31 protein-coding genes and 1 tRNA gene are annotated in these 24,038 nt (G+C 64.4%); 8 read left to right on the top strand and 24 right to left on the bottom strand.

The window, feature by feature from the left end; genetic code table 11:
* Window positions 1-5 precede the first annotated feature (5 nt).
* From L1892_RS16345 to L1892_RS16410, 14 genes are all read right to left on the bottom strand, one after another.
* The gene (locus tag L1892_RS16345) at window positions 6-725 is read right to left on the bottom strand and encodes a hypothetical protein (protein ID WP_235724673.1); all 720 of its coding nucleotides are present in this window, start codon (window positions 723-725) and stop codon (window positions 6-8) included.
* The gene (locus L1892_RS16350; RefSeq protein WP_235724674.1) at window positions 722-913 is read right to left on the bottom strand and encodes a hypothetical protein; all 192 of its coding nucleotides are present in this window, start codon (window positions 911-913) and stop codon (window positions 722-724) included. The genes L1892_RS16345 and L1892_RS16350 overlap by 4 nt, the downstream gene beginning before the upstream one ends.
* 226 nt (window positions 914-1,139) lie before the next feature.
* A complete protein-coding gene (locus tag L1892_RS16355; protein WP_235724675.1) occupies window positions 1,140-1,457 on the bottom strand; it encodes a hypothetical protein in 318 nt (105 codons plus the stop codon).
* A gap of 157 nt (window positions 1,458-1,614) precedes the next feature.
* A complete protein-coding gene (locus L1892_RS16360) occupies window positions 1,615-2,610 on the bottom strand; it encodes a DNA-methyltransferase (RefSeq protein WP_235724676.1) in 996 nt (331 codons plus the stop codon).
* Window positions 2,607-2,894, bottom strand: coding sequence for a hypothetical protein (locus L1892_RS16365; protein ID WP_235724677.1), 288 nt, complete (start codon window positions 2,892-2,894; stop codon window positions 2,607-2,609). Before L1892_RS16365 ends, L1892_RS16360 begins: the two co-directional genes overlap by 4 nt.
* Window positions 2,891-3,133 (bottom strand): hypothetical protein, encoded by a 243-nt coding sequence (locus L1892_RS16370; RefSeq protein WP_235724678.1) that lies wholly within the window; start codon window positions 3,131-3,133, stop codon window positions 2,891-2,893. The genes L1892_RS16365 and L1892_RS16370 overlap by 4 nt, the downstream gene beginning before the upstream one ends.
* Entirely contained in the window at window positions 3,124-3,282 is a 159-nt protein-coding gene (locus L1892_RS16375) for a hypothetical protein (RefSeq protein ID WP_235724679.1), read from the bottom strand. The genes L1892_RS16370 and L1892_RS16375 overlap by 10 nt, the downstream gene beginning before the upstream one ends.
* Window positions 3,279-3,593 carry a hypothetical protein gene (locus tag L1892_RS16380; protein ID WP_235724680.1) on the bottom strand — a complete coding sequence of 105 codons (315 nt, stop codon included), beginning with the start codon at window positions 3,591-3,593 and terminating at the stop codon, window positions 3,279-3,281. Before L1892_RS16380 ends, L1892_RS16375 begins: the two co-directional genes overlap by 4 nt.
* An 838-nt stretch (window positions 3,594-4,431) precedes the next feature.
* Window positions 4,432-4,659, bottom strand: a complete 228-nt coding sequence (locus tag L1892_RS16385) for a hypothetical protein (protein WP_235724681.1) — start codon at window positions 4,657-4,659, stop codon at window positions 4,432-4,434.
* 301 nt (window positions 4,660-4,960) lie between these two features.
* The gene (locus L1892_RS16390) at window positions 4,961-5,302 is read right to left on the bottom strand and encodes a hypothetical protein (protein ID WP_235724682.1); all 342 of its coding nucleotides are present in this window, start codon (window positions 5,300-5,302) and stop codon (window positions 4,961-4,963) included.
* A gap of 107 nt (window positions 5,303-5,409) precedes the next feature.
* Window positions 5,410-6,300 (bottom strand): phage antirepressor KilAC domain-containing protein, encoded by an 891-nt coding sequence (locus L1892_RS24900; protein WP_235724683.1) that lies wholly within the window; start codon window positions 6,298-6,300, stop codon window positions 5,410-5,412.
* A gap of 280 nt (window positions 6,301-6,580) precedes the next feature.
* Window positions 6,581-6,925 carry a helix-turn-helix domain-containing protein gene (locus L1892_RS16400; protein ID WP_235724684.1) on the bottom strand — a complete coding sequence of 115 codons (345 nt, stop codon included), beginning with the start codon at window positions 6,923-6,925 and terminating at the stop codon, window positions 6,581-6,583.
* Window positions 6,922-7,197, bottom strand: a complete 276-nt coding sequence (locus L1892_RS16405; RefSeq protein WP_235724685.1) for a hypothetical protein — start codon at window positions 7,195-7,197, stop codon at window positions 6,922-6,924. Before L1892_RS16405 ends, L1892_RS16400 begins: the two co-directional genes overlap by 4 nt.
* A complete protein-coding gene (locus L1892_RS16410; RefSeq protein ID WP_235724686.1) occupies window positions 7,194-7,436 on the bottom strand; it encodes a helix-turn-helix domain-containing protein in 243 nt (80 codons plus the stop codon). Before L1892_RS16410 ends, L1892_RS16405 begins: the two co-directional genes overlap by 4 nt.
* A 245-nt stretch (window positions 7,437-7,681) precedes the next feature.
* Here L1892_RS16410 and L1892_RS16415 point away from each other — a divergent pair, with 245 nt between their 5' ends.
* On the top strand, window positions 7,682-8,140 hold the full coding sequence (locus L1892_RS16415; protein ID WP_235724687.1) for a helix-turn-helix domain-containing protein: 459 nt from the start codon (window positions 7,682-7,684) through the stop codon (window positions 8,138-8,140).
* A 441-nt stretch (window positions 8,141-8,581) separates the two neighbouring features.
* Here the strand turns inward: L1892_RS16415 and L1892_RS16420 are convergent, their stop codons facing one another.
* The gene (locus tag L1892_RS16420; RefSeq protein WP_235724688.1) at window positions 8,582-9,673 is read right to left on the bottom strand and encodes a tyrosine-type recombinase/integrase; all 1,092 of its coding nucleotides are present in this window, start codon (window positions 9,671-9,673) and stop codon (window positions 8,582-8,584) included.
* A 137-nt stretch (window positions 9,674-9,810) separates the two neighbouring features.
* Window positions 9,811-9,886 (bottom strand) — tRNA-Ala (locus L1892_RS16425).
* Window positions 9,887-10,025: 139 nt separating this feature from the next.
* Between L1892_RS16425 and L1892_RS16430 the strand changes: the two genes are divergently transcribed.
* Entirely contained in the window at window positions 10,026-10,784 is a 759-nt protein-coding gene (locus L1892_RS16430) for a hypothetical protein (protein ID WP_235724689.1), read from the top strand.
* Here the strand turns inward: L1892_RS16430 and L1892_RS16435 are convergent.
* From L1892_RS16435 to L1892_RS16450, 4 genes are all read right to left on the bottom strand, one after another.
* Entirely contained in the window at window positions 10,765-12,192 is a 1,428-nt protein-coding gene (locus L1892_RS16435) for a SepX/GlpR family protein (protein WP_235724690.1), read from the bottom strand. The two genes, L1892_RS16430 and L1892_RS16435, sit on opposite strands and share 20 nt — an antisense overlap.
* 146 nt (window positions 12,193-12,338) lie before the next feature.
* Window positions 12,339-12,995, bottom strand: coding sequence for a GNAT family N-acetyltransferase (locus L1892_RS16440; RefSeq protein ID WP_235724691.1), 657 nt, complete (start codon window positions 12,993-12,995; stop codon window positions 12,339-12,341).
* Between the two features lie 21 nt (window positions 12,996-13,016).
* Entirely contained in the window at window positions 13,017-14,321 is a 1,305-nt protein-coding gene (glp, locus tag L1892_RS16445) for a molybdotransferase-like divisome protein Glp (RefSeq protein ID WP_235724692.1), read from the bottom strand.
* A 93-nt stretch (window positions 14,322-14,414) separates the two neighbouring features.
* Window positions 14,415-15,371, bottom strand: coding sequence for a UTP--glucose-1-phosphate uridylyltransferase (locus tag L1892_RS16450; protein ID WP_235724693.1), 957 nt, complete (start codon window positions 15,369-15,371; stop codon window positions 14,415-14,417).
* Window positions 15,372-15,483: 112 nt separating this feature from the next.
* On the opposite strand from L1892_RS16450, the gene L1892_RS16455 reads away from it, so the two are divergent.
* A complete protein-coding gene (locus L1892_RS16455) occupies window positions 15,484-16,062 on the top strand; it encodes a 5-formyltetrahydrofolate cyclo-ligase (protein WP_235724694.1) in 579 nt (192 codons plus the stop codon).
* Between the two features lie 43 nt (window positions 16,063-16,105).
* On the opposite strand, the gene L1892_RS16460 is transcribed toward L1892_RS16455, so the two are convergent.
* Complete coding sequence (locus tag L1892_RS16460) at window positions 16,106-16,417, bottom strand: FmdB family zinc ribbon protein (protein ID WP_235724695.1); 312 nt, start codon at window positions 16,415-16,417, stop codon at window positions 16,106-16,108.
* Window positions 16,418-16,605: 188 nt separating this feature from the next.
* Here L1892_RS16460 and L1892_RS16465 point away from each other — a divergent pair, with 188 nt between their 5' ends.
* Both L1892_RS16465 and L1892_RS16470 read left to right on the top strand, forming a co-directional pair.
* Entirely contained in the window at window positions 16,606-18,153 is a 1,548-nt protein-coding gene (locus L1892_RS16465; protein ID WP_235724696.1) for an alanine/glycine:cation symporter family protein, read from the top strand.
* Between the two features lie 130 nt (window positions 18,154-18,283).
* Complete coding sequence (locus L1892_RS16470) at window positions 18,284-18,454, top strand: hypothetical protein (protein ID WP_235724697.1); 171 nt, start codon at window positions 18,284-18,286, stop codon at window positions 18,452-18,454.
* Here L1892_RS16470 and nhaA read toward each other — a convergent pair.
* The gene (gene nhaA / locus L1892_RS16475; protein WP_235724698.1) at window positions 18,441-19,691 is read right to left on the bottom strand and encodes a Na+/H+ antiporter NhaA; all 1,251 of its coding nucleotides are present in this window, start codon (window positions 19,689-19,691) and stop codon (window positions 18,441-18,443) included. The two genes, L1892_RS16470 and nhaA, sit on opposite strands and share 14 nt — an antisense overlap.
* Before the next feature lie 289 nt (window positions 19,692-19,980).
* Here nhaA and L1892_RS16480 point away from each other — a divergent pair, with 289 nt between their 5' ends.
* The 3 genes from L1892_RS16480 to L1892_RS24685 all read left to right on the top strand — a co-directional run bounded on the left by L1892_RS16480 (window position 19,981) and on the right by L1892_RS24685 (window position 21,856).
* Entirely contained in the window at window positions 19,981-20,658 is a 678-nt protein-coding gene (locus L1892_RS16480) for an SAF domain-containing protein (RefSeq protein ID WP_235724699.1), read from the top strand.
* Window positions 20,659-20,821: 163 nt separating this feature from the next.
* Window positions 20,822-21,538, top strand: a complete 717-nt coding sequence (gene mscL, locus L1892_RS16485) for a large conductance mechanosensitive channel protein MscL (protein ID WP_235724700.1) — start codon at window positions 20,822-20,824, stop codon at window positions 21,536-21,538.
* Between the two features lie 192 nt (window positions 21,539-21,730).
* Window positions 21,731-21,856, top strand: a complete 126-nt coding sequence (locus L1892_RS24685) for a hypothetical protein (RefSeq protein ID WP_268900385.1) — start codon at window positions 21,731-21,733, stop codon at window positions 21,854-21,856.
* 108 nt (window positions 21,857-21,964) lie between these two features.
* Here the strand turns inward: L1892_RS24685 and L1892_RS16490 are convergent, their stop codons facing one another.
* On the bottom strand, window positions 21,965-22,669 hold the full coding sequence (locus tag L1892_RS16490) for an MspA family porin (protein ID WP_235724701.1): 705 nt from the start codon (window positions 22,667-22,669) through the stop codon (window positions 21,965-21,967).
* 72 nt (window positions 22,670-22,741) lie between these two features.
* Window positions 22,742-23,425 (bottom strand): MspA family porin, encoded by a 684-nt coding sequence (locus tag L1892_RS16495; RefSeq protein ID WP_235724702.1) that lies wholly within the window; start codon window positions 23,423-23,425, stop codon window positions 22,742-22,744.
* Window positions 23,426-24,038 lie beyond the last annotated feature (613 nt).

Here is a 24,038-nt window from a genome sequence, read left to right on the forward strand (position 1 = left end):
CTCGCTCATTGTTGTTCCTCCGCTCCGATAGCATCCGTAAGAGTCGCTTGCGCCGCATCGTGATCGGGTGCGCCGAGGATCGACGACCCTTCGTGTTCCACCCGCCGCGTCAACTCGTCCAACTTCTTCACATCCGTGCACTCACGAATGTTGAGGCCGGGGCCTTTCGCTGAGATAGCCCAGTCGGCGAAGTCTTTTGTGCTCATGCCAGCGTCGTTGACCGCGGCAGCGAGGTCACTCAACGCCACCTGCAAAGCCGACGGTTCCGTGGTTTCGCCGCGTTCCTCAGCCGCATCATGCAAATCACCTTTGTGCCACAAGTCGAGGGCGGCACCGAACCTCATGCCCGCATTCCGCAAAGCATCACCGATGGCTTCCTTCACCGCGTTGCCGCCGTTCTTACCCGGAGCATCCCCATACCCCAGGCGGGTCACCCCGGCGACGGTGAGTTTGATCCACAACCCTCCGTTGCGGTCGAACGCCGGCAACCCGTCAGGCCCGTAAGCGAGCGGTTCCCACGACCATTCGGGGTCGGCATTCAACAATCGGTCGGTGAGGGCGGCGTGACCCACATACTCCAGGTGCACAGCGGGCAGACCGTGGTAGCCGCCGCATTCGCGGCACTGACCTTTCGGTGAGTCCTTTTTGTACGGCTTGGGGAGGGTGGAGATTTGGTTGCCGGTGAACGGTTCCCGCAGTTTCGTGAGGGCTGTTTTGTCGGTCATGCGGTCACCCCCGCACCGAGGGCGAAGACCACAACCGCCAGAATCGCGGCCAGCAGAGTGCCGATCAGCGCTGCCCATGTGACGCGTGCCGGTTCATCGACGGAAACAGGGACGCCCACGAGGAGCCCAATGAACGCAGCGATGGCGCTGACCACACCGAGGCCATTGAACAAGACTTGAAGGTTCATGCGGCGGCCTCGATTCGGAAGTCGCCGGCCTCACACACAATCCGATCCCCAGGGAAAGCGTTCAACAACCCCTCAGGAGTAGGAACTTTCACCACAACCCGCCCCACCTCGACGAGGGCGATACCACCACACCACTCCCCCACCGCAGTCAACTCGGCCTGCGTCATATCGGGGTGGATGGTCCAGACTTGTTCGGGTTCGAATCTTCTGATCTCCGGGAGTCTTCTCATGACTCTTCCTCCACCGGAATCCGAGCCACCCCAAATATCTCCCCGTAAGCCTTGAGGTCAAGCATCGAGAGGATCGTGGGGCAGGGCCATAGTGCGTCGTTGAGCGGCCCGTATGTGTGGTGTTCAGCGGTTCTGCATGTGCGGCAGCGCAGTACGATCAGGCCATCCGTGTAGGGGGCTTTGTCGACGCTCGTCACTCGGTGGACGTAGGGCTGGTGCTCGAGGAATACGTTCCTTTCGCGTTCATGGGCGGCATCCGTGAGTTTCCTCTGTCGGTCGAGGAACTGTCTCAGCTCGGTTGCTTCGTCTTTCATGCTGTTCTCCGTTGGCAGTAGCAGGTGGGGAAAGGGGTTTCGTCGCCGCACCGTTGACACAGGTACGGGCCGCCCGGTTCGATGTCGTCGGGATCGGGAGGGGAGGTGTCACCCCACCCCGGAAGGTCGACAGGGAAGCGGAGGGAACGTTCGTGCCTCATGACGCATCCCCGAAATCGAGGGTGGGTTCCGAGAGTCTCGTCCTCAGCGACAAGTCGAGGTATTCGCGGCTCAGATCGATGCCGACGTAGCGGCGGCCGTGGCGGGCTGCGGCGAGCCCCGTTGTGCCGCTACCGCTGAATGGGTCGAGGACCGTCCCGTCTGGTTTGCATCCGGCTTGGATGCAGCGTTCGGCCAACGCAAGTGGCATGACGGCGAAGTGCGCGCCGGGGAACGGGGTGGTGGGGATCGACCAGACGTCCCCGGGGTTCCGGCCGAGTTCGAACTGCGAACTGTGCCGTGTCCCCGTGGGGATCATGTTGGTTTGCGGCGACTGGCTAGGGGGAACCGCGTGAGACTTCCGCCGCCGGTCCGACTTGCCGTTCGCGCGATAGCTAGGATCGGATGGATCGAGAGTCGAGCACGGTTCACGGATCGGGTCGAGGTCGAACCAGTAGCGCGCCGACTTGGCGAACATGAATACGTGCTCGTGCCGCTTCGACAGCCGGTCGGTGATGCTCTCCGGCATGCCATTCGGCTTCGACCAGATCACCTCGTTGCGGAGAATCCACCCGTCGTTCTGTAGCGCCAGCGCGACCCGCCATGGGATGCCGAGTAGACTCTTTGGCTTCGCCCATTCCGCGCCCGGATTGTCGAGCACTCGATCCGATGGACGCCTCGCCTCGTTCTTGAGGTCTGGTTGCGTCGGAGATCCCTTGCCGCTGTAGTAGCTGTCGCCGAGGTTGAGCCACAGGGTGCCGTCGTCGGCGAGTACCCGGCGAAGCTCCGCGAACAGCGCCCGCATCGTCTCGACATACTCGGCGGGAGATTCTTCCAGTCCGTACTGGCCTGGTTCGCCGTAGTCGCGCAGCCCGAAGTACGGCGGCGAGGTGACGATGCAGTTGACTGATTCGGATTCCAGCTGCCGGCCGATCCGTAGCGAGTCGCCAAGATGGAGCGTGGCCGTGTCGTCTTGGTAGTAGGGCTCGGTCACGCTTCCTCCCTCAGGTAGTCGAGGAAGTCGCGGGCAATCTGCTCACCGTGGTCCACGGTGGTCCACGGACCGCACCAGCAATGCACCACCCGCACCAACAGGTCATCCACCCCACACTTACGGGCTACGCCCCGAATGTGTTGTGCGGCTTCCTTCGCATCGGTTTCGGAGTGGAACACCATCGGCTCATCCGTGGGAATCAGGAACGGATTCGGGGCCAGGTCGGCCCTGGACGCCAGCTTGCCGTTAGGGAGTTGGATAGCGAACTCACGACGCAAACTCATGACTGCACCCACTTCGCATCAATCCACCTGACCCGCTGCACATGCACGAAATCTCCGTGATCCCGCCGCATGTACAACCACCCATCAGCACGAGTCTGGTTGCCGGCCTTCTGCTCCCGATCCAGGATGCGGCGACGGTTCACCGCATGATCGGCCCGCCGATACACGCGCCGCCACTGGTCGTCATCCACACCTGCCCCGTTGTCGAATCCCTCCTCGAGGATTTGGATCAGTCGCATGGGTCGACCTCCCCCTTGCGGGCGTGAACATAGAGGGCGTCGTGGTAGGCGTCCCACCATGCCCAGAAACAGGGCTCTTCAGCGCCGACGTTGGCGATATGCCAACACCCCTGCACATGCCGATACACGCGCGGCTTCTGCGATTTCATGCGTTCTCCGCTTCCAGCCACGCCACCAACAACTCCACGGCGGCAGCCCGTGACGGTGCGGACACCCCGTGATAGCGGCGGCCACACGCCGACACCTCACCGTGATAACGGCCGGAACGGAAATGCAACGCCACGTCGTAGCCGTGGCCAGAAGCTAACGCTTCGAGGTCATCCCACGCGCTGCGTTCGGCTCTAGCGTCCCGCATCGCCACCCATTCGGCGGTGGTGCGGGTGTTCAGGTTGATGACCTTCGCCAGTATCTGGTCGGCGTCACGGCGGTTACGTCTCCGAGGTAACGACTCCACACTCATGACGCGATCCTGAAGTTCACGCCGCGACGGCAGCGTTTGCACTTTGGACGCCGACATTTATCTCCACCACACAGGCGCATCTGCGCCATCAGCGACTCAACCAGCCTGGGGGTCACGGGGGTTGTGCTCATGCTGTTGCTCGTTTCTGTTCGTAGTAGCGGGAAGCGCACGGCCGGTCCGGGGTTTCGTGCACCAACCGTTTCGGTCCTCCGTGGGTGGCGGGTTCAATCCACGCCACCAAATGCCCGACCCCGGAGGTGGGGGATGGTTGGATGGCTGTGCGGCACAGGGGGCAGCGGCCAGGGAACCGGGCAGGAAACGCCATCAGTGGGTGTCCTCCCACCGTGTTTGACGGTCCTCCGAAATCGGGGACAGAGCGTTGTAGTACTCATCCGGGGACGGAGGATCACACCGCCTATCCACTGTGAACGCGAACCCGCAAAACCCGACCGCCGCAATCACACCCGCATACACGATGATGTGTTCCAGACTGGTGGGTGGGTATTGGGACCAGGCGAATCCGATGGCAGCCCACATCGGCACAGCGAACAACAGGCCGTTGACGATGCCCCTCACGACGCCCTCCGCATCCGCCGCGACCGAGGAGACACACCCGACGCCGGCAACGCCTTCGGCTCCCGAGGCTTCGAGAACTCTACATCCAACGCCGCCTGCACATCCGCCGCCGACATGTACCAGCCATGCCCGATTTTGCGTCCCGGCCAACGCTTATCCCGCAACCGCTGTTTGATCAGTTCCGGCGTAATCGGTCGACCATTCTTCGGGGAGATGAGCACAGACACCTCCTCCGGGGAGAGGAGTTGAAGGTTTTCCAAACTCATGCCGCAACCTCTCTTCTTCTGCTCATGACGTCGATGTGTTCGGACAACAAATCCCGCAACACGATTGCTTGCTCCCGGGATAGGTGAATGTCGTAGCGGTCCTGGTCGTGGCACACGATCGACACGGACTCGTCGCCGGTGGTGGATTCGCCGAGACCGATGTAGATGTCGCCGTGACGGGTCCCCACCGGGGCCGGTTCGGTATAGAAACTGAAGTGGCTCATGCGGCACGCTCCTCGGGCCAGATGATTTGGGATGATCGTTCGACAACTGCTGTCGCGCCGTACGATTCGAGTAGGTCCGCGCGTTTCTTCGCGGTTGAGTGTGACCCGTAAACCTTGTTGGTGACGGGCCACACGAACTCGTCGGTGCCCATGATCTCGATGTAGCGTCCTTCGGGTCGCCACCCAGGTGGGTGCCAGCCGGGGACAGGGACCATGAGATCGTCGTCCCACTCCGCATGCTCGTGCGAGCCATCCGGATAGGAAGTCACACGGACGCGGTACAGGTAGTCGCCGGAGAATTTCATTCCACACCTTCCTCGCTTAGGAGAGATTCGACGTGGTGTTTCAACTCGTCAGGCAGTGCGGACAGACGAGCGTCCTGCAACTTCTTCGTCTGGTCTCGAACGAGGTCTTGGAACTCGTCCCAGTGCTTCGCGGCAAGCTCTTCGAGTGCGGCCCGCTCCATAGCTGGCTCTTCTTTACTTGGCTGTGAACCGGTGAATCTGGCTGCGAGATGTCGTAGGCATGCAACCTTGGTCATGACCTTGATCTCGGGTCGCCCCCGGTAGTCAGTTCGGGTGGTGACGTCTTTGACCACCGCGACGGGGATGTCACAAGGCGTCGACCGCTGATTGAGGGCCATAGAGCAACGAATTCCATCACCCGGACTCCATGCCCGTACGGAAGTCTCACGGACGGAGGAGCCTCGTCGCTCGTGCTGCGGTGTCGCCCACCACTCTTCGACTGTCGTCATGCCGGATCACCGCCCCGCAGTTCGCGTGGGAGTTCCAGCGAGCCGTACTCATCAACGTGCTTCGTGATGCGTTTCCACGCATAGTCCTGACCACGGGCGGTCAACTTTCCCGTCGCCCAGGCATACCCGTTCTTGGCCGTCCCCTTATCGGTGAACGCCAACCCCCGCTTCATCGCATCAGCCGTGGCATGACCCGTGTCGGTGCGCTCCCCACGAATAAACAGTCCGATGTGGCCCAGGAACCGCATCACCTGCTCTTGCTTGATCGTCAGGTTCTTCTGCCGCAACCCCCACGTGATGACTTCGCGCGCGAACTCCTGACGGTGAACCGCCGAGTCGGAACCGGTATGCGCCTCAGCCTTCGCGACCAAGGGGGCATCCTTCTCGATCCGCGCGGCGAGGGCCTTCTTCTCGTTCTCGACCACCACCAGCTTGCGGGCGGTGTCGCGGAACATGTCGGCCATTGCGAGGACGCCGTCGGCAGTGGAGATGTCCGGGATTGCCGGCTGGGCCACTTCCGCCTCGCGGGTCCGGATCGCGAAGTACGCGAGGGCGGCGGCGACCTCAACCTTGCGGGGGTCACCACACATCGCAACCTGGTATGCGGCAAAGCGGGTCAGTTCGACGTCGGCGAGTTTTGATCCGCCGCCCTGGCTTCGCTGCACCACCTTCGTGGCGTCACGAAAGTGGTGGTCGTGGTCGCTGCCCTGGGCGTCGACTGCGATCTCTGCTCGGGCGATCGCCCTTGCGAAGTTCTCCCACCGGTCGTATCCGAGGAGCGGCATCAGGTCGCGGGCCGACCAGTACTCGCGGCCTTCGGGGGTGGTTCTTCTGATGGCGTCGAACGGTGAACCTTCACCGTCGATGGGGGTGATATTCTGGGTCACGAACTTTCCTTCCTCTGGTTGTTCACGGGCCGTCAGGTGTTGTCCGCACCTGGCGGCTGTTTTTATGTGCGAGGTTTGGTGCCCGACGCTGACGAGGCGTCGGGCTGTGCAGGCTGTGAGAGGGGATCGGCCTGCACGCTCACGCCCTGACAGCAGCCCGGACGCGAGTGGTCTGTGAATGGGGTGTCGTCGATGCGGGCGAGGATGCGGTGGAGGCGTTGACGTCGCATCCGCCGTGACGGTGCGGGTTCCGGCATCTGCGCGTAGAAACTGGCGGCGGTCACAGGTCACCGCCAAGGATTCGGCGCAGCATCTGGAGCTTTCCGTCGTACTCTCCGTTTATCCGGCGAAGTTCGGACGCGTAGAGGTCATGCACGTGGTAGTGATCGGGGAATAGCAGGTCCATGGCGGGGATCTCTAGCGCGAGTGCGATGACCTTTATCTGAGCCAGCGTGAATCCCGTTGTCACACCGGTTTCTATCTTCGAGATAGTGACTCGGTGGACGTGGAACCCCAACTCGGCTGTTCGGTCAGCTAGGCCCGATAGGGTCATCCCCGCTTTCTCCCGGGCCTCTCGAATCGCCTTACCTGTATCGCGCGCCCAGCTCTCCATGTCGGCGGTCACTCCGCACCGCCCATGATTCGGCGCAGCATCCGTCCCGCTGCGGGCGTCATGTCGCCGTTGGCGACACAGTCACGGCCGAACGCTTCGAGTTGCCGCGCAAGTCGGCCACTTCCCGTGCGGTCGATTTCCGCGTAGGCGCGGTCCAACTCGGCGAGCATCCCCTGCACCAACACGACGGCCTGCGACAGCTCGCAGTGGTCGTGTAAGCAGCCGGGGCTGCACGGTTCGGCCGACGCGATGAAGGCGGTGGCGTTGTCTCGAATGTCGGTCATGCCGCCGTGTCCTCGTCGTCGGGGACCACGACGAACAGGTCCGTGAAGCAGTCGCCGCCGAACGCCTCGACGCATCCAGCGATGAACCGGGGGCCGGGTGCGCTTTTTCCGGTGAGGACGCGGGAGACGGTGCCTGCGTCGACATGGATCTTCTGGGCGAACTCTTTGTCGGTTGTGGTCCCGGTTAGTCGTCGGACTTTTGCGAGGCCCGTGCGGTTCACCTGCAATGTGGCCAACACCGCTCACCTCTCTCTTTCTGGGTTGTGACCTGCTCTCTTGCGGTCATGCCGTCGACTGTACGCATGACTAGGCTTGTACGCAATCACCGAAGGTAACGATTTGATAACCGGGTAGAATTGAGTGGGCGCACCCCGGTTAACGTGCTGAAAAACAGCGGTGTAATTCGTCAACCAGTACCGTTGCGTGTGCGCAACGCTGTTTGAATGGTTGGCGAGTAGGCGCGCGTGCAATAACGTTGCGACCTGTGACAGAGAGCTACTGGGAATACCTAGTGCGCATCACCGACGGCGCATCAGGGGTTGCAATATCGCGAGCCGCGCAAGTGGACGCAGGGAACATCTCGCGCTGGAAGTCGGGTAAGACCAGGCCCAGCGCGGAGGCGGTCGTCAAGATCGCACGGGTATGGAAGCGCCCGCCCGTGGAAGCACTCGTCGCGGCTGGCTACCTCACAGCCAATGAGGCCGGCGGAACGGTCGAGATCGCACAGAGCATCGCCGACCTCGGCGACGACGAACTACTTACTGAGATCAGGAAACGGATGGAGGCACGTCATGGCGTGGAAGCTACGCAGGAATCGAATGCACCGGGCGAAGAGGACCAAGACCAGAAGAGCGGCCTAGACCAAGCGCAGGACGCGGCCGGAGACCTGGCGGCTGGATTGTTCAGCGACCAGCCCCTCGAGGTGGACCGTCAGCGCAAGTAGTTGATTGGTGCTGAGTTGGTGGATGTCGATGTCACGCAGGGCGATGGCCAGACAGCGGCCGAGTTCGTTGCGGTCGAACTGGTCGGCGATCTGACGGTTCCGCATGTGTCCCCCTACATCTGACAACGGGCGTTGATTGTTCGTACCACGTGCCAGGGACACCGTGTGATGGGTAGATCGGACACCGTGGGTATCGGTGGCCGGTTCGTGATTGTTGGACGGAAGTACCAATTCAGGCATGGGGGAGAACACATTTCACTATCAGGACTGGCCAAAGGTTCGTTGGCCAGTCGTTCAGCTGGAATACACGCAACGTATCGGCCATGTCCGACATCTAGTTACTTCTGACTCAACGGTAAGGGACTTTGGTCCTGAAGATTCACCCATCGGTGCGAGTTGCAATGAGGTTGCCTACCAACGGGTTACAACGGGCGTTGAGAATCAGGTGAACAGTTTCCCGATCGCGTCGGCGGCCTGCCTGAATCCATCCCGATCCAGATGCGTGTACACCTGCGCGGTGGTGGTGATGTCCTCATGCCCCAAATGGCGGGACACCACCACCAACGGCACACCCGCCGCGATCATCCACGACGCGCACGTGTGCCGCAGATCATGCACCCGCGGCTTCTTCCCCTCCCCCGCCTCATTCAGCAGGACTTTGCGGGCCTCACCCCACGCCTGGTTGTAGAAGTCCTGCGGCCCGACTGGGTTGCCGGCGAGGTTGTGGAACAGCCACTCCCCGCCCTGGCGTCTCTGCGCGATCTCCACAGCCTGTGGGGGGAGGTTGATGGTGCGGTCGGAGCGTCGGGTCTTCGTGGTTCCCAGGACCCGTTTGTATCCGCCTGAGTACTTCCATGACCGCGAGATCCGGCACGTCCCCTCGGCGAGGTCGACGTCTCCGGGTTGCAGGGCGGTGGCTTCACCGAACCTCATGCCTGTCGACACCAGCCACAGTGCGAGGTCTTTCCACAGGTCCCGTTTGATTGCCCCGTGAATCTGGTCGAACTCGGCCTTCGACAGGAACACCATCTCCGTCTTCAACGTGCGGGGGAGGCGTCTGTTGTCGCACGGGTTGCGGTCGATCCGCCCATCCCGGACAGCGGCTTTCAACGCGCCACTGAGGAAGGCGTGTTTGTTCTGGAGGGTTTTACCGGAGGAGGTTGATTCCATGCCGGCCACCCACCGCCCGATGGTGGCTTCGGTGACCGCCGAGAGTGGGAGGGTGCCGATGGTGGGGGCGATGTCGTGGTCGATGTAGGAGGTGTATCGGTCACGGGTGGCCTGCTGGATGCCGGTCAACTCTTGGGTGTGGCGTTTCAACCATTGGGTGAGGGTGAGTTCCCGGCCGACAGTGTCGACGAGGTCGAGCACCCGGTACGCCTCATCAGGGCCGTGGAGTTCCAGGTTGGTTTTGAACTCTTCGGCGGCAGCTAGGTCCCAGAAGGTTTGGTTCTTCTGGTCTTTGCCTTCGCGCCACAGCACCCGCCATCGTGGGGTGCCGTCTTTGAGTGGCCGCGACTGGATAGACGCCATCAGATGTTGCCGTTGCGGGGTGTGGTATTCCCCGCTTCACCTGCGGTGTTGGGGTGCGGCTGTTGCCGTCCGATGTTGCCTCGGAGTGTTGCCATAACCGGATCGTACCGTATTCACCGGGTCTGACCTGCGGTTTCTGGTGGAGCTAAGGGGAATCGAACCCCTGACCTACTCGATGCGAACGAGTCGCGCTACCAACTGCGCCATAGCCCCGGGCGGTCGTGTGACCGGCCGTTGGCCACTCTAGCAGCCCACACCCCGCTGCAACCAAACCACCGCACCGCCACGAAACCGGCTCGCTCACGGACTCGGCGAAATGTTTGCCGGCCCGGGAGCGGGCTAACCTCGCGGCATGGCGAAAATGTCCGATGACCAGGTCGCGGGGGTGCTCGACCGGGCCGTGGCCGGTATCAACCCGGTGCTCGACACGCTGTCCCGGCGCGACCCACTGGGGCTCAAGAAGCACACCTTCCACGACGACCCCCACCCCGACTCCCGAGTACAACGCGCGCTGCATCTACTCGCCCAGGGCCTCGACGCCGCCGACTGGCCGGGCACGCAGGGCTGGACGCGCCGCTCGATGCACGACCGCGCCGATTGGTGGGTCAATCGGATCGGCACCGTCAACACAGTGGCCGTGGCCTACCCCGGCGTCTTCGGCGGCTGGACGCGTCGACTTACGTTGGCCTCCGTGCTCGGCTTCGCCAATCAGGCCATCGTGCTCATCGCCATCGCCCGCGAGTACGGGGTCACCGACCGCGCCCACCAGGTGCAGCTGCTGGCGTCGGTGCTGTGCAACCGGGAGATGTCGGCCACCACGGTCGACCACGCTGCCGATCGCGCCGACACCGACGCGCACGACGCCGACCAGCACCACGGCGCCACGCTGATCGGCGCGATCTGGGAAATCGCCACGATCCTGCGCGGTCTTTCCGACGAGTTCGATCGACGTCCGCAGCCCGTCCTGCCATTGCGGATGCTCGCCTACATCCCGGTGGTCGGGGCTCCGGTGACCTATGTGGGGGAACGCCTCGCGTTGTCGCAGGCAACGCGTCGCGGCCGCAAGTGGATCGCCGATCACCCTGCGGCGATCAGCCGGCGACCCGCCTGAGGCCGTCGTCCTCGCGCATGATGCGCCGACGCTGGAACGGCGGCAGATGGTCGAAGACCGGGTCCTCGTCGTCGATCTCGAGAACTGTGGCACCCCCGGGTCGCCGCAACCGGGGCGGCGGCGGTGCGGATTCGAACGCCGCCGCCGCGTCGGCCCGACGCCGACGCGACGCGAGTTCACGTTCGGACCGGCGCGCCCGGGCGGCCCGCTGAGCGCGAATCTTCTGCTCCAGCGCGACGGTCCGGCGCAGGTAGCCGAGGTAGGCCACGAGCATCACGGCGAGGACACCGGTGGCGATCCAGCCGGGTAACCCGACGAAGAAGCCGACGCCACCGGCAATCACCAGCAGCGTCAGCAATCCGATCAGAACACGCTGACGTTCCCGGTAGCGGAGTTCGGACTGGCGGGCATCCGGCGAGTACACCGAACGTCGTCGCGACCGCGAAGCGGTATCCGCGCTTCGCGGTCGGGAACGGGCGGGTGCCTCGGCCACACCGTCGCGGTCGGTCTCGACGTCATCCGCCAGATCGTCGTACTCGTCGGCGTCCGCATAGTCGTCAGCGTCATAGTCGTCGGCGTCATGGTCGTTGGCGTCCGAGTCGTCGGCGTCCGAGTCGTCGAACCCGGCCTCGTCATACTCGTCGTCGGCGCCATACTCGTCGTCCACGTCGTAGTCATCGTCGTAGTCATCGGCGTCGTCGGTCGCGAACTCGGAATCGCTGTCCACGAACTCGTTATCGTCAGCCGAGTCCTCCAGGTCACCGTCATCTAGGTCGGCCGGCTCGTGCTCCCCGGTCGCCATCTCCTCCATCGAGGCGATCTCGGCATCCTCCACGTCGTCGAGTTCCTCGTCGACGTCGTCACGCTCGGCGTCGACGAATTCTCCGTCGAGGGTGATCTCCTCGTCGTGATCGGCATCGTGGTCCGCGTCCGACTCGTCTTCCAGGTCGCAATCGGCGGAGATATCGGAACCGTCGGTGTCGTCGACGCTCGGCGCAACGGTGTCGGCCACCCTCGCGCGCCGCATCGTCGTCTGGACTGCGTCGTCGTCGGCGTCCGCATCGGCAGAGATCGTGTCGTGGTCAGCGTCGAACCGATCGGAATCGACGTTCTCGACGTCGGACTGGTCGCCTTCGGCCCGCTCGTCATCCTCCTCGTCGAGGACCGTGGTGGCCGACTCGGCGCGGTCGGACTTCGCGCGCCGCGACGTCCACGACGGGTCATGCGGGTGAGATCCGGCCGAGCGTCGACGGTCGCTGCGGGTTCGCGTCCCGCCGCGGTGCAACAGACGCGTCTCCTTCGCGGCCACTGTGGATTTCCGCATCTGCGGTCGGCCCTTGATGACCATCGGAACCAGCACGAAAAGCCATACGGCCACGAGGCAGACCCACAAGACTGAGTTCGGCATGCGACTCTCCCTTCTTTCACTCTGGTTACACGAGGCCACCTCACAATTTAGGCGCACGGACAGTGCACCCAGCGCAGACGCGCCGAGGCCCATGAACATTCGACGGATTCACAGGGCGCTCTCAGCCCGCCGCGCGCGAGGGGGGCTCAGTGAAAGGAAGCGCGCCCGGACCGGACGAGTGTCTCTGCGGCACTGCCGGTGACCTCTTCGGCGGTCAACGCGAACAGGATGTGATCACGCCAGCGCTTGTTGACGTCCATGTAGCGCTCCAACAAGCCCTCGCGACGGAAGCCGACCTTCGTCAGGACCGCTTGGGAAGCGACGTTGGCGGGTTGCACGGTGGCATCGAGACGATGCAACCCGACCTGACCGAAACAATGATCCACACCGAGCGCCACTGCCGCGGTGGCGATTCCCTGGCCGACATGTGATGCGTCGACCCAATACCCGATCCACGCGCTGCGCACCGCACCGCGCTGCACATTGCCGATGGTGAGCTGCCCGATGTAGACGCCGTCCAGCTCGATCACGAAGGGCAACACACTGCCGCGTTTGGCCTCCGACCGGAGCACCGAGTACAGCGGTGGCCAGGCACTGGGTTGGTGACGTTCGGCCCACGACCCGATCCCGGTCGGCTCCCACGGCATCAGCGTGTTCTGGTTTCGGATGCGCAACGTGCTCCAGGCCTTGGCGTCGCGCATCTTGACCGGGCGCAACATCACCGCGCCCGCCTGCGTATGCAGGGGACCCAATGTCGCGGGCCAGCCAGGATTGATCTGCGCCCCCGACAACCACCTCAACACGAGAGTGAGTTTATGTCCGCGTCAACCGCGCTGCGCCAGGAACGCGACCTCGACCTCATCGCCGATGGCCAGTTCCTCCACATCCGGTTCGACGATGATCAGACAATTCGCCTCGGCGAGTTCGGCGAGCAGGTGGGAACTGCCCGTGGGCGACGCGCCGATCACCTGCACCAGGTACTCACCGGAACGCTCGTCGCGCATCAACTGGCCGCGCAGATAGCCTTTACGGCCCTGCACCGAGGCGATCGGTCCGATGGTCCGGGCGGTGATGACCCGTCGCATCGGCTGACGTTTGCCGAGTGCGATCCGGATCAACGGGCGCACCATCACCTCGAAGGTGACCAATGCACTGACCGGATTGGACGGCAACAGGAAGGTCGGCACCTCGTCGCGCCCGAGACGACCGAATCCCTGTACCGACCCCGGGTGCATCGCCACCCGGAGGATCTCGAGCTCACCCAGATCACTCAGCGCCTCGGCGACGGCCCGCGACGCACTGCCTCCCACGGCCCCGCAGATCACCACGATCTCGGACCGGATCAGTTGCGCCTCAACGACTTCCCGCATTCGGGAGATCTCCCGTTCGGCGATGCCCACCCGGTTGACGTCGGCACCGGCGTCGCGGGCCGCGGCCGCCAAGGCGTAGCTGTTGACATCGTAGATCTGTCCCGGCCCCGGCGAACGATCGATGTCGACGAGTTCGCTGCCGATCGAGATCACCGACAGCCGCGGCCGCGGATGGACCATCACGCGCGCCTGGCCGACCGCTGCCAGCAGACCCACCTGCGCGGGCCCGATGATCGATCCGGCACGCACCGCGACGTCGCCGGGCTGCACGTCGTCGCCGATCCGGCGAACATAGTCACCGCTCTCGACTGCGTGGCCGACCTTGACCTTCTTCTCGCCGCCGTCGGTCCACCGCAGCGGGACGACGGCATCGGCCAGTGTGGGCATCGGCGCGCCGGTCTCCACGCGGACCGCCTGGCGCGGCTGCAGCCGGGTGGGTGTGCGTGCGCCGGGTTCCACCGACCCGACCACCGGCAGGGACACGATCATCTCCGTGCCGGGTTCGAGATCCACCAGCTCCGCCCCACCGGGATCGAAGTCCTCGATGTCTTCGGGTGCGATCGTGCCGGCCAGGTCCACATCGACCGCCCGCACCGCATAGCCGTCGATCGCGGCCTGGTCGAAGCCGGGCATGGGCCGTTCGGTGACCACCTCTTCGGCACACATCAGGCCCTGCGCCTCAGAGATCGCGACACGCACCGGCCGCGGCGCCACCGCGGCAGCGGTCACCCGGGTCAGATGATCTTCGACCGAACGCATCTCACCTCTCGCCCCATCTCGGCTGACAGACTTGACCAGACATTAGCCGGAGGTTGCCGCCGAATGGCGCAGGCGCGCTGTCGTCGCCGTCGGTCAGCTGTCGGCGAGGCGCTTGCCGAGCCAGTCGCGGAGGTCGGGCCCGTAGTCGTCGCGATCGAGCGCGAAGTCAACCGCGGCCTTCAGGTACCCGCCCGGATTGCCCAGGTCGTGCCGCGTCCCGTGATGGACCACGACGTGAACCGGCTCGCCCTCCTCGATCAGCAGCGCGATCGCGTCGGTCAGCTGCAATTCCCCACCCGCGCCCGGTTCGATTCGACGCAACGCGTCGAAGATCTTGCGGTCCAAGATGTATCGCCCGGCGGCGGCGAGATTCGACGGCGCGTCCTCGGCGGCCGGCTTCTCGACCATGCCCTTGAGCCGCTTGACGTTCGGGTTGTTGGCGTCGGGCAGGTCCTCCACCTCGAAGACCCCGTATGCGCTGATGCGATCTTCGGGCACCTCGATCGCGCACAGCACCGATCCACCACGACGTTGTCGCGTACGTGACATCACTTCCAGCACCCCGCCCGGCAGCACCAGGTCGTCGGGCAGGAGCACCGCGACGGCGTCCTCATCGTCGTCCAGGTACGGCTCGACACAACCGACCGCGTGTCCGAGTCCGAGTGGCTTCTCCTGAACCACCGACGCCACCTCGAGTAGAGAGGGAGCCTTGCGCACCTTCGCGAGCATCGCCGCCTTCCCGCGCGTGGCAAGGGTGTTCTCCAGCACAAGGTCTTCCACGAAGTGCGCGACCACGCCGTCCTTGCCCGGTGAGGTGACGATCAGGAGTCGCTCGGCGCCCGCCGATTTCGCCTCCTCGGCGACGAGTTCGATTCCGGGAGTGTCCACCACCGGCAACAACTCTTTGGGAACGGTTTTGGTTGCTGGAAGAAACCGCGTACCCAGACCCGCTGCGGGAACCACCGCGGTTCGCGGGATCGGTGGGGTGTTGGGCACGGATTCGTATTCGGTGAACACGTCGGTATTCTGGCTCACGTCACTGGTGCTCATGCGACCACCCTAGTGCTGTTTGCCGGCAACATCCTGTCGTGTGGCCAGCAGATTCCCGGGTGCGATGTTTCACGGCGTGGTCCGACGAGGCGGACGAGGAGAGGGCGGTCGGGTGCGATCCACCAAGAGACGTTTGCGAGCCGAACTCGAACAGCGCCGGGTGGCGCGACCGTTCGCGGCACGCAAGCAGGCGGCCGACAACCTGGCCGGATGGGTCTCATCGGCACCCTTCCGGCTCGAGTACGACGTCACCGTCGCCGCCTATGTCCCGTTCGGCGCCGAGCCCGGCTCACCGGGTCTGCTGGACGCGCTCATCGACCGCGGGGTGTCCGTCATCGTGCCGGCGGTACCGGCAGGCGAACCCACCGCGCTCGACTGGGTGCGTTACGACGGCGCCGAGTCGTTGGCGCGTGGACGCTGGGGGTTGTTGGAACCGATCGGACATCGATTGGGCTCCGACGCCGTCGAGGCGGCGTCGGTCATCTTCGTGCCCGCCTATGCCGTGGACAAGACGGGAAACCGACTCGGCCGCGGAGCCGGGTATTACGACCGGACGCTGACCGGGCTGACCGCCGAGATCATCGCGGTGGTCTACGACGACGAACTCGTCGAATCATTACCCGCCGCGCCGCACGACGTCCGTGTCCGGTGGGCTCTGACACCCGACGGTGGGTTCCGCGAGCTGGGTTGACCCGTCGTTGCGTTGTGCCGCGCGGAGCGGGAAGCAGGTCAGGTCAGGACGCGGCCGGCGCCGCGGCCGACGTGCTGTCGGACTTCGCCGACGAACTGCTCGACGAATCCGAGGAGCTGCCGGACGACGAGCTGCTCGACGATTCCGACGTCGACGACGATTCGCTCGCCGACGACGACTTGCGCGAATCCGTGCGATAGAAACCGCTGCCCTTGAACACGATGCCGACGGAATTGAACAGCTTGCGGAGTCGGCCAGTGCACTGCGGGCACTCGGTGAGTGCATCGTCGGAGAACGACTGCACGATGTCGAACTTGTTGTCGCACTCCGTGCACGCATACGAGTAAGTGGGCACCGATAACCTCCGGAAGACTAGTGATCGTTGCACAGTGTAACCGATTTTGGCACTCCGCCATTCCGAGTGCCAACGATGTCCGTTCATCGTGCGGCCCGCCGGTCGACATGCGATTGTGTTACGCACATGAACTCCGGGTGCGGGGACCCGGGACCGGTCATCTGACTCCGAGAGGGCGGACTCCGCCGATGAGCGATTTTCTCAGCGATATCAACGGCTACATCTGGAGCAACGCACTGGTGTTCCTCTGCCTGGCCGCAGGCGTCTTCTTCTCGATACGAACCCGGCTGGTCCAGGTTCGTCAGATCCCGGAGATGATCCGGCTGATGTTCCGCGGCGAGAAGTCACCGTCGGGGGTCTCCTCGTTCCAGGCACTGACCATCTCCCTGGCGGGCCGCGTCGGCACCGGCAACATCGCCGGTGTCGCCACGGCCATCGCCTTCGGCGGTCCGGGTGCGCTGTTCTGGATGTGGGTGGTCGCCTTCCTCGGTGCGTCCACGTCGTTCGTGGAGTGCACCCTCGGCCAGATCTACAAGACCAAGGACCGACTGACCGGCGAGTACCGCGGCGGTCCGGCCTACTACTTCAGCCGGGCGATGGCCCACACCAACGCGAGCGGCGCATTCAAGGTCTACGGCCTGGTCTTTGCCGCGGTCACCGTACTCGCCTGCGGACTGCTGCTGCCCAGCGTCCAGTCGAACTCGATGGCGGTCGCCATGAACGAGGCCTGGGGACTTTCCGAATGGGTCGTGGCGGTCGGGTCGGTGATCGTGTTGGCGTTCGTCATCATCGGCGGGGTCAAACGCATCGCCAGCTTCGCCTCGATCGTGGTGCCGTTCATGGCCGTGATCTACATCTTCTTCGCCATCATCATCGTGGCTCTCAATGCCTCGGAGGTTCCCAACGTCATCAGCACGATCTTCGCGAGCGCCTTCGGAGCGGATGCGGCGTTCGGCGCCATCGTGGGCTCGGCGATCATGTGGGGCGTCAAGCGCGGTATCTACTCGAACGAGGCAGGTCAGGGCACCGGCCCGCATGCAGCGGCCGCCGCCGAGGTCTCACACCCGGCCAAGCAGGGACTGGTCCAGGCGTTCGCGGTCTACGTCGACACCTTGTTCATCTGCACCGCGACCGGGTTCCTGATCCTGTCCACCGGCGCCTACCGGGTGTTCGAAGGTGAATCCGCCGACGGTTCGGTCATCGCCGAGGGCGGCATCCTGCCGGCCGACGTGGCAGTGGGCCCGACCTTCGTCCAGACCGGTTTCGACTCGTTCTGGGGCGGCGCCGGTTCCTCGTTCGTGGCGATCTCGCTGCTGTTCTTCTGCATCACCACGATCATCGCCTACTACTACATGGCCGAGACCAACCTGCGGTTCCTTATGGGCAAGGCTGCGACGATCGAGATCAAGCCGCTGCGTAGCACGCTCGGCGCCAACCTGACACTACTGCTGCAGGCGCTGATCCTGGTGTCGGTGGTCATCGGATGCGTGTCGACCGCGTCGGAGGCCTGGACACTGGGCGACATCGGCGTCGGGTTGATGGCCTGGCTCAACATCGTGGGCATCATCATCTTGCAACAGCCCGCCTTCAAGGCGCTTCGCGACTACGAGCGTCAGCAGAAGTTGGGCCAGGACCCGACCTTCGATCCGAAAGCGCTCGGCATCATGGGCGCGACCTTCTGGGAGAACTACGACCCGGTCACGGGCAAGACCCGCGAGACCGCCGACGCTCCCTGAGCGCCCAACGGGCCATCGACCGACGAATCAACGGCCGTCTACCTCACGAGGTAGACGGCCGTTGTCGTTGCGGGACACGGTGAGGACCTGCGGCAGTTCGATGGTGGCTCGTCGTCGACGGTGCAGGCATGTGGGTTCCGTCGACGCAATTGCAGGTTCGGTCAACGGCATGGTGGGTTCCACCGGCGCAGCCACGGGTGCCGTCGGCGCGGCCGCGGGTGCCGTCGGCGAGAAAGAGGGTTCCGTCGGCGAGAAAAAGGGTTCCGCCGGCGCGAGCCGGTGGGAGGTCAGCCGCCGATGACGTCGATGTTGCGGTCGGGCACGTTGTCCCGGTTCATATCCGCCGCACGTGTCTGCCGCGCGTCCCACCGCAGCCACAACGCGGCCAAGGTCGCCGCGACCAGCGAGCCGACCAGAATCGCGGTCTTGGAGGCTTCGGCGTGCGGATCGGTGTCCACGAAGGACAGCTCGTCGATCAGCAACGCCACGGTGAAGCCGATCCCGGTCAGGAAACCGACCGGCAGCAGGTCACGCACCCCGATCGAGTCGGGCAACCGCAGCGGTGTGAACCGAGTCATCAGCGCGGTCACCCCCATCGCACCGATCAACTTGCCCACCACGAGGCCGAGGAAGATCCCGATCGACACCGGCTGGATGAGCTCGGCATCGGTACCCACCACGGTGACCCCCGCGGCGAGGAAGGCAAAGATCGGCAGCGCCACCGCCGACGACACGGGTCGTACCGCGTCGTCGAACCGGTGCGTGCGCGATTCCTTCTCTCCGTGCACATATTTGGCCGGCACCACGAAACCGAGGAGAACCCCGGCGACCGTCGAGTGCACGCCCGAGGCGTGCATGAATCCCCACGCGGCCACTGCGACCGGGATGAGCATCCACCAGTGGGTTTTCCGCATCCGCACGAGGAACGCGAACACCACGATCAGCGCGAGCGCGATCACCAACATCAGGAAGTCGATGGTCTCGGTATAGAAGGTCGCGATGATGGTGATGCCCAGCAGATCGTCCACCACAGCCAGGGTGAGCAAGAAGGTACGCAGCGCCAGCGGCAGCCCGCGCCCGAAGATCGCCAGCACGGCAAGCGCGAAAGCGATGTCGGTTGCCGTCGGGATGGCCCAGCCGTTCAGTGCGTCGGGGTCGCCGACGCCGACGATCACGACGTAGAACAGTGCGGGCACCACCATCCCACCCAGAGCCGCAGCGATGGGCACACCGGCCTGTTTCGGTTGGCGGAGGCTGCCCATCACGAATTCTTGTTTGAGTTCCACTCCGACGACGAAGAAGAAGATCGCGAGAAGTCCGTCTGCGGCCCACTCCTCCAGCGACAGATGCAAGTGCAGGCTCTCCGGCCCGAACTCGAATTCGGCGAGGGAGTGATATGCCGCCTCCCACGGTGAGTTCGCCCAGATCACCGCCACGACCGCGGCGATCAGCAACAGTGCCCCACTAGGGGTGTCGAGGGAGATCCACCGACGGAAGCGATCGGCGGCGGACGAATGTTGGTCACCAACTGTGGACATCAACTCTCCTGGTCATCGGTCGCAGGCCGGGCACACATGTATTACATCCCTGCCCTCTCGACGACAGGAGCCGACCAGACTTCCCGGCACACCGTTCGGTCATTCTCCCCGAAGCCTGCAACCGGGTCCAATCGGCCCACGACCCCGATGGGTATCGGCGTCGGGCTGTGACCATCTCGGTGTGCGCGCGTCACCTGATGGCGGCAGCGAGCTGTGAACGGTGCGGCCGCTGTCCACAGATCACTGTCGAGCCCGCGGGTCGCGGGACCGGCGGGCCTACCGTGACCGCATGCCGGCCTTGTTCCGCAGCGAACTGTCCCCTCGCCTTGTCGACCGCGTACGACATCTGACGCATCCAGGGTGGGCTCGGTCGATCATCATCCGCAGGGCGGTGTCGACAGCATTGGTGATCGCCGCGATCATCACGGCTGTCGTGGATCATCGCAGCGACGAATCGCGCGCGGTGGTGGTGGCGGCTCACGATCTGCTCCCGGGACACACCGTCGCTCCCGAAGACCTGACCGTGACCAGCGCGCCGGGTGGACTGGTCCCGACAGGCGCATTGCGAATGACTGCCGACGCCATCGGTCGCACCCTGGTGGGGCGTGTCCGCGGCGGCGAGATCCTCACCGACGTCCGACTCCTGTCCGCACACCTGCCCACACAACTCACCGGACGGCGGGACGCGCGGCTGGTGCCCGTCGCGCTCGCCGACGACACGGTCGCATCGTTACTACGCGAAGGCGACGTCGTGGACGTACTCACCGTGCGCGACAACGACTCCGCGCCGAGCGCTGTGCTCGCCCGTGGCGCGATCGTCGCCCTGACCGTCGGGCCGGGCAGCGCCAGCGCACTCTCCCCGGGGAGCGGACCCGGTCGACCCGTGTTGCTGGCCATGGACGAGGGCGACGCCCACCAGGTCGCCGCCGCCGGACTAGATGGCCCGCTCACCGTCGTCGTGCACTGACCTGCCAAAACGGCGCGCTTCCGGCGAAACAGTGCAATGGTCGTTTACGATCCTGGATAGGTTTGCCGAACGCGGCCTGCGTCTGGCGCACTCATGACCGTTGACCTGCAAGCGAAGTGAATACCGGACAGAGCGGGAACTGAACACGAGAGGACCGCACACCGTGCTCAAGGGCTTCAAGGACTTCATACTCAAGGGCAATGTCGTCGAGCTGGCCACCGCGGTCATCATCGGAGCGGCTTTCACTGCGATCGTCTCCGCCTTCACCGATCAGATCATCCAGCCGCTGATCAACGCGATTCCGATCGGGACCGACGCCGCCGAGGGTCTCGGCTTCCAGATCACCGACAACCCGTCGACCTTCGTCAACATCGGCGCCCTCATCACCGCGGTCATCAACTTCCTGATCATCGCGGCCGTCGTGTACTTCCTGATCATCGTGCCGTACAACAAGCTCTCCGAGCTCGGCGGATTCGGGAAGAAGTCGGAGGTCAGCGAGGTCTCGTTGCTCACCGAGATCCGGGATCTGCTCGATCCGGAAGGCACATCGAAGGCCAAAGAAGAGGCCCAGAGCGATCTGCCCGAGCATCTGCGGGAGCCGGGCGCACCGTCTGATCGCGCGGAACCGGGTGCGACACAACGACTCACCACTCCCCCGCCGGCAGCCGTGGAAGCCCATTCCCGCCCGGCCACCAATCCGCCGTATCCCACACCGCAACCCGCACCGGGGTCGTATCCGCCGCCGGGCAGTTTTCCGCAGGGCAACTACCCTCCCGGCGGCTATCCGCAGGGCACCTACCCGCCGGGAAGCCATCCGCAGCAGGGACAATTCCCCGGCGAGTACCCGCCGCCGGATGCACCGGGACGTCACTCCCGCTGAAACCGCAACGACTTCGGGCCGCGCTCTCCTCGAGCGCGGCCCGAAGTCGTTGCGGGGCAGCCGCATCGGCTCCCAGCTCATTGACAGCCGATCCGGCAGCCGACGACAAGGTTGCCTCCCTACTGTCGCAGGAGTCGACGGAGACATCCGCCGACACCGACAACAAACAATCGACACGGAGGTTGCACCAGCATGCCGCACAAGCCGGGCCAGAAGGGCCGCACCAACAATCGCTCCACACGTCGCACGCCGAGCCCCCAGCCGCGTCGTCGCCAGCAGCCGCAGCCCTTCTTCCCGTTCCCGTTCTTCGGGAGCTGATCTGCGCCGGAAGTCCGGCAACGCACACGCGCAAGGGGCGGGATCGGATTACCCGATCCCGCCCCTTGCGGAATGTTGTGGTGTCCGCGATCGCGGACCCCTATGCGATCAGCCCAGGCTGAAAGGCTTGCCGTAGAGGGTGACGACACCCTTAACAGCGGCGGTGTCGACTGTGACGGTCACCTTGGCCTTTGCCTCGGCGAAGCCAGCGCACTCGGAGATCTTGAAGGTCTCCTGGCTGTAGGCCACACCGCCGCTCCTCCCGGAGAACGTGTAGTCATTGACGGCGTCATCATCGTCGTCGGTCTCCTGGATCAGCGGGACATAGCCGGCCTGGCCGGGCCCCAGGGTGAACGATCCGCTCGCGCCCGGGGCGCCATAACCGTCGTCATCCCAGCCGAAGCTCGGACCGCCAGGCGCGTACTCATCGCCGGGGGCAGCCGTGTCGCCGAAGTCGTATCCGCCGGCGATTCCGCCGCCGACGCCACCACCGACGCCGATGTGGACCTGGCAGCCGACGATGTAACCGGCGGCGATGGTTCCGCCCTCCGCCTCGCCGCCGACGGTCACCTTGACCTTGCCGGACGCCCAGACCTGACGATCAAGCGCCGAACTGACCAGCGCCTTGTTGACGGTGACGTTCTCGTCGAACAGACGAACGGTGACGGGAGTGCCGTCGACCAGCGTCTTGCTCACGTACCCGCCCGGCAGCGGACCGGCCGCGGCACCACCGGCACCGAGGCTGGTCAGGCCCATCACAGCGGCACCTGCGAGGCCGACACCGGCGGCCACGCGAGTGTTGATCTTCTTCATGATTCCCCTTCGTGGAAAGTATTTCTGCTCGCGAGCAGATAAGTCTCAGAATTGCTGGTTATCTGCTGCCGCTCAGCTCACAAAGAAGGGCTGGCCGTACAGGGTGGACTGGATGAAGGAACCCTCGCCGGTGACTGTGTCATCGTCGTCGCTGACCTCATAGCCCGTGGCCGCGACCGTCTTGACCATGGTTCGCGCGGAAGCGTAGCCGCCGCAGTTCGGGAACTCGATTTCGTAGTCGGACAGCTGGATGGCAGCGGTACCACCCTCCGCGATGTCCTTGTCGGTCACCGAAACAATTCCGGCCTGGCCCGGGGCGATCGGGATCGAGATGCCGCCGCTCAACGAGACACTCGGAAGCAGCGACAGCGGATTCGAAGAGATAGGACCAAGCGAGAGACCGGAGCCGCCACCGATATTCAGATCACCCACGTCGAGCTGGCACCCGGCGACGATGAAGACCTTCAGTTCACCGGAAACGCCCGCGCTGGCCTGGGACCGGTAGACACCGGACAGCAGAGCGGTCCGGCCGAGGCCACCGTTGTAGGCCACCCGCGCAACAGAGTACTGCGATTCGCCGGTACGCCAGGTCTGTACCCGCTCGCCGTCGACGCCGGAAGCGGACTTGTAACCGTTGGCCAGCGGAGCCGCCGCTGCGCCGCCCGCCCCCATGCTGGACAGGCCCATGGCCGCCACAGCGGCCAAGGCACCTGCACCGACCATACGGCGCAGCCCAAGCTTGCTGAACTTGCTCATTCGTTCCCTCTCACAGGATTCGGTTGTTGCCCCGCAGCGCACACCTCTGTACGCACGGGTCGACCCTCGTGGGCTGCGGACCCCCGCCCCGCAACCGAACCCATGTCGGTTTCGGTTCGCTGGAAGTCACCTTCCGCACACCCCTGGTCACTGCTGCGTCGTCACTCGCGACAGATCGCAGGACTCCCCGTCGGTGCCCCCTCGAGTGCACCGCGCGCTTCGTCGTTGCGAACGTTATCGGAGCGATATCCAGCGGGGCAACAGCTACGTTCAGCCGTGTCTCAGGTTCCACAATGCCGATCTTGAACTTCACATTCGCCATCGCTAGATATGAGAATGTTAACGGAGGGAAAACACGCTGGGTCGGCTATGTCGCAGGTGGCTCGCTTATTCCCAATGAGGGGGACGATTCACCTCATACCAATCGCGCGTTACCCCCTTGTGACCTTCCTCACACTCGTCGGAAGTCACGTCCGGGAGATCGGTACCGAACACGTCGTCGATCCGCCGACGGGCACGCCAGCCGGTCCGGCGACGTGGTTCATCGCCGGAACCGCCGGTCTCTTGGGGATCCGGTGACTGTTCCACATCGCCGTTCACGGGTCTGGACAGG

Source organism: Gordonia tangerina, assembly GCF_021556435.1.
Lineage (GTDB): Bacteria > Actinomycetota > Actinomycetes > Mycobacteriales > Mycobacteriaceae > Gordonia > Gordonia tangerina.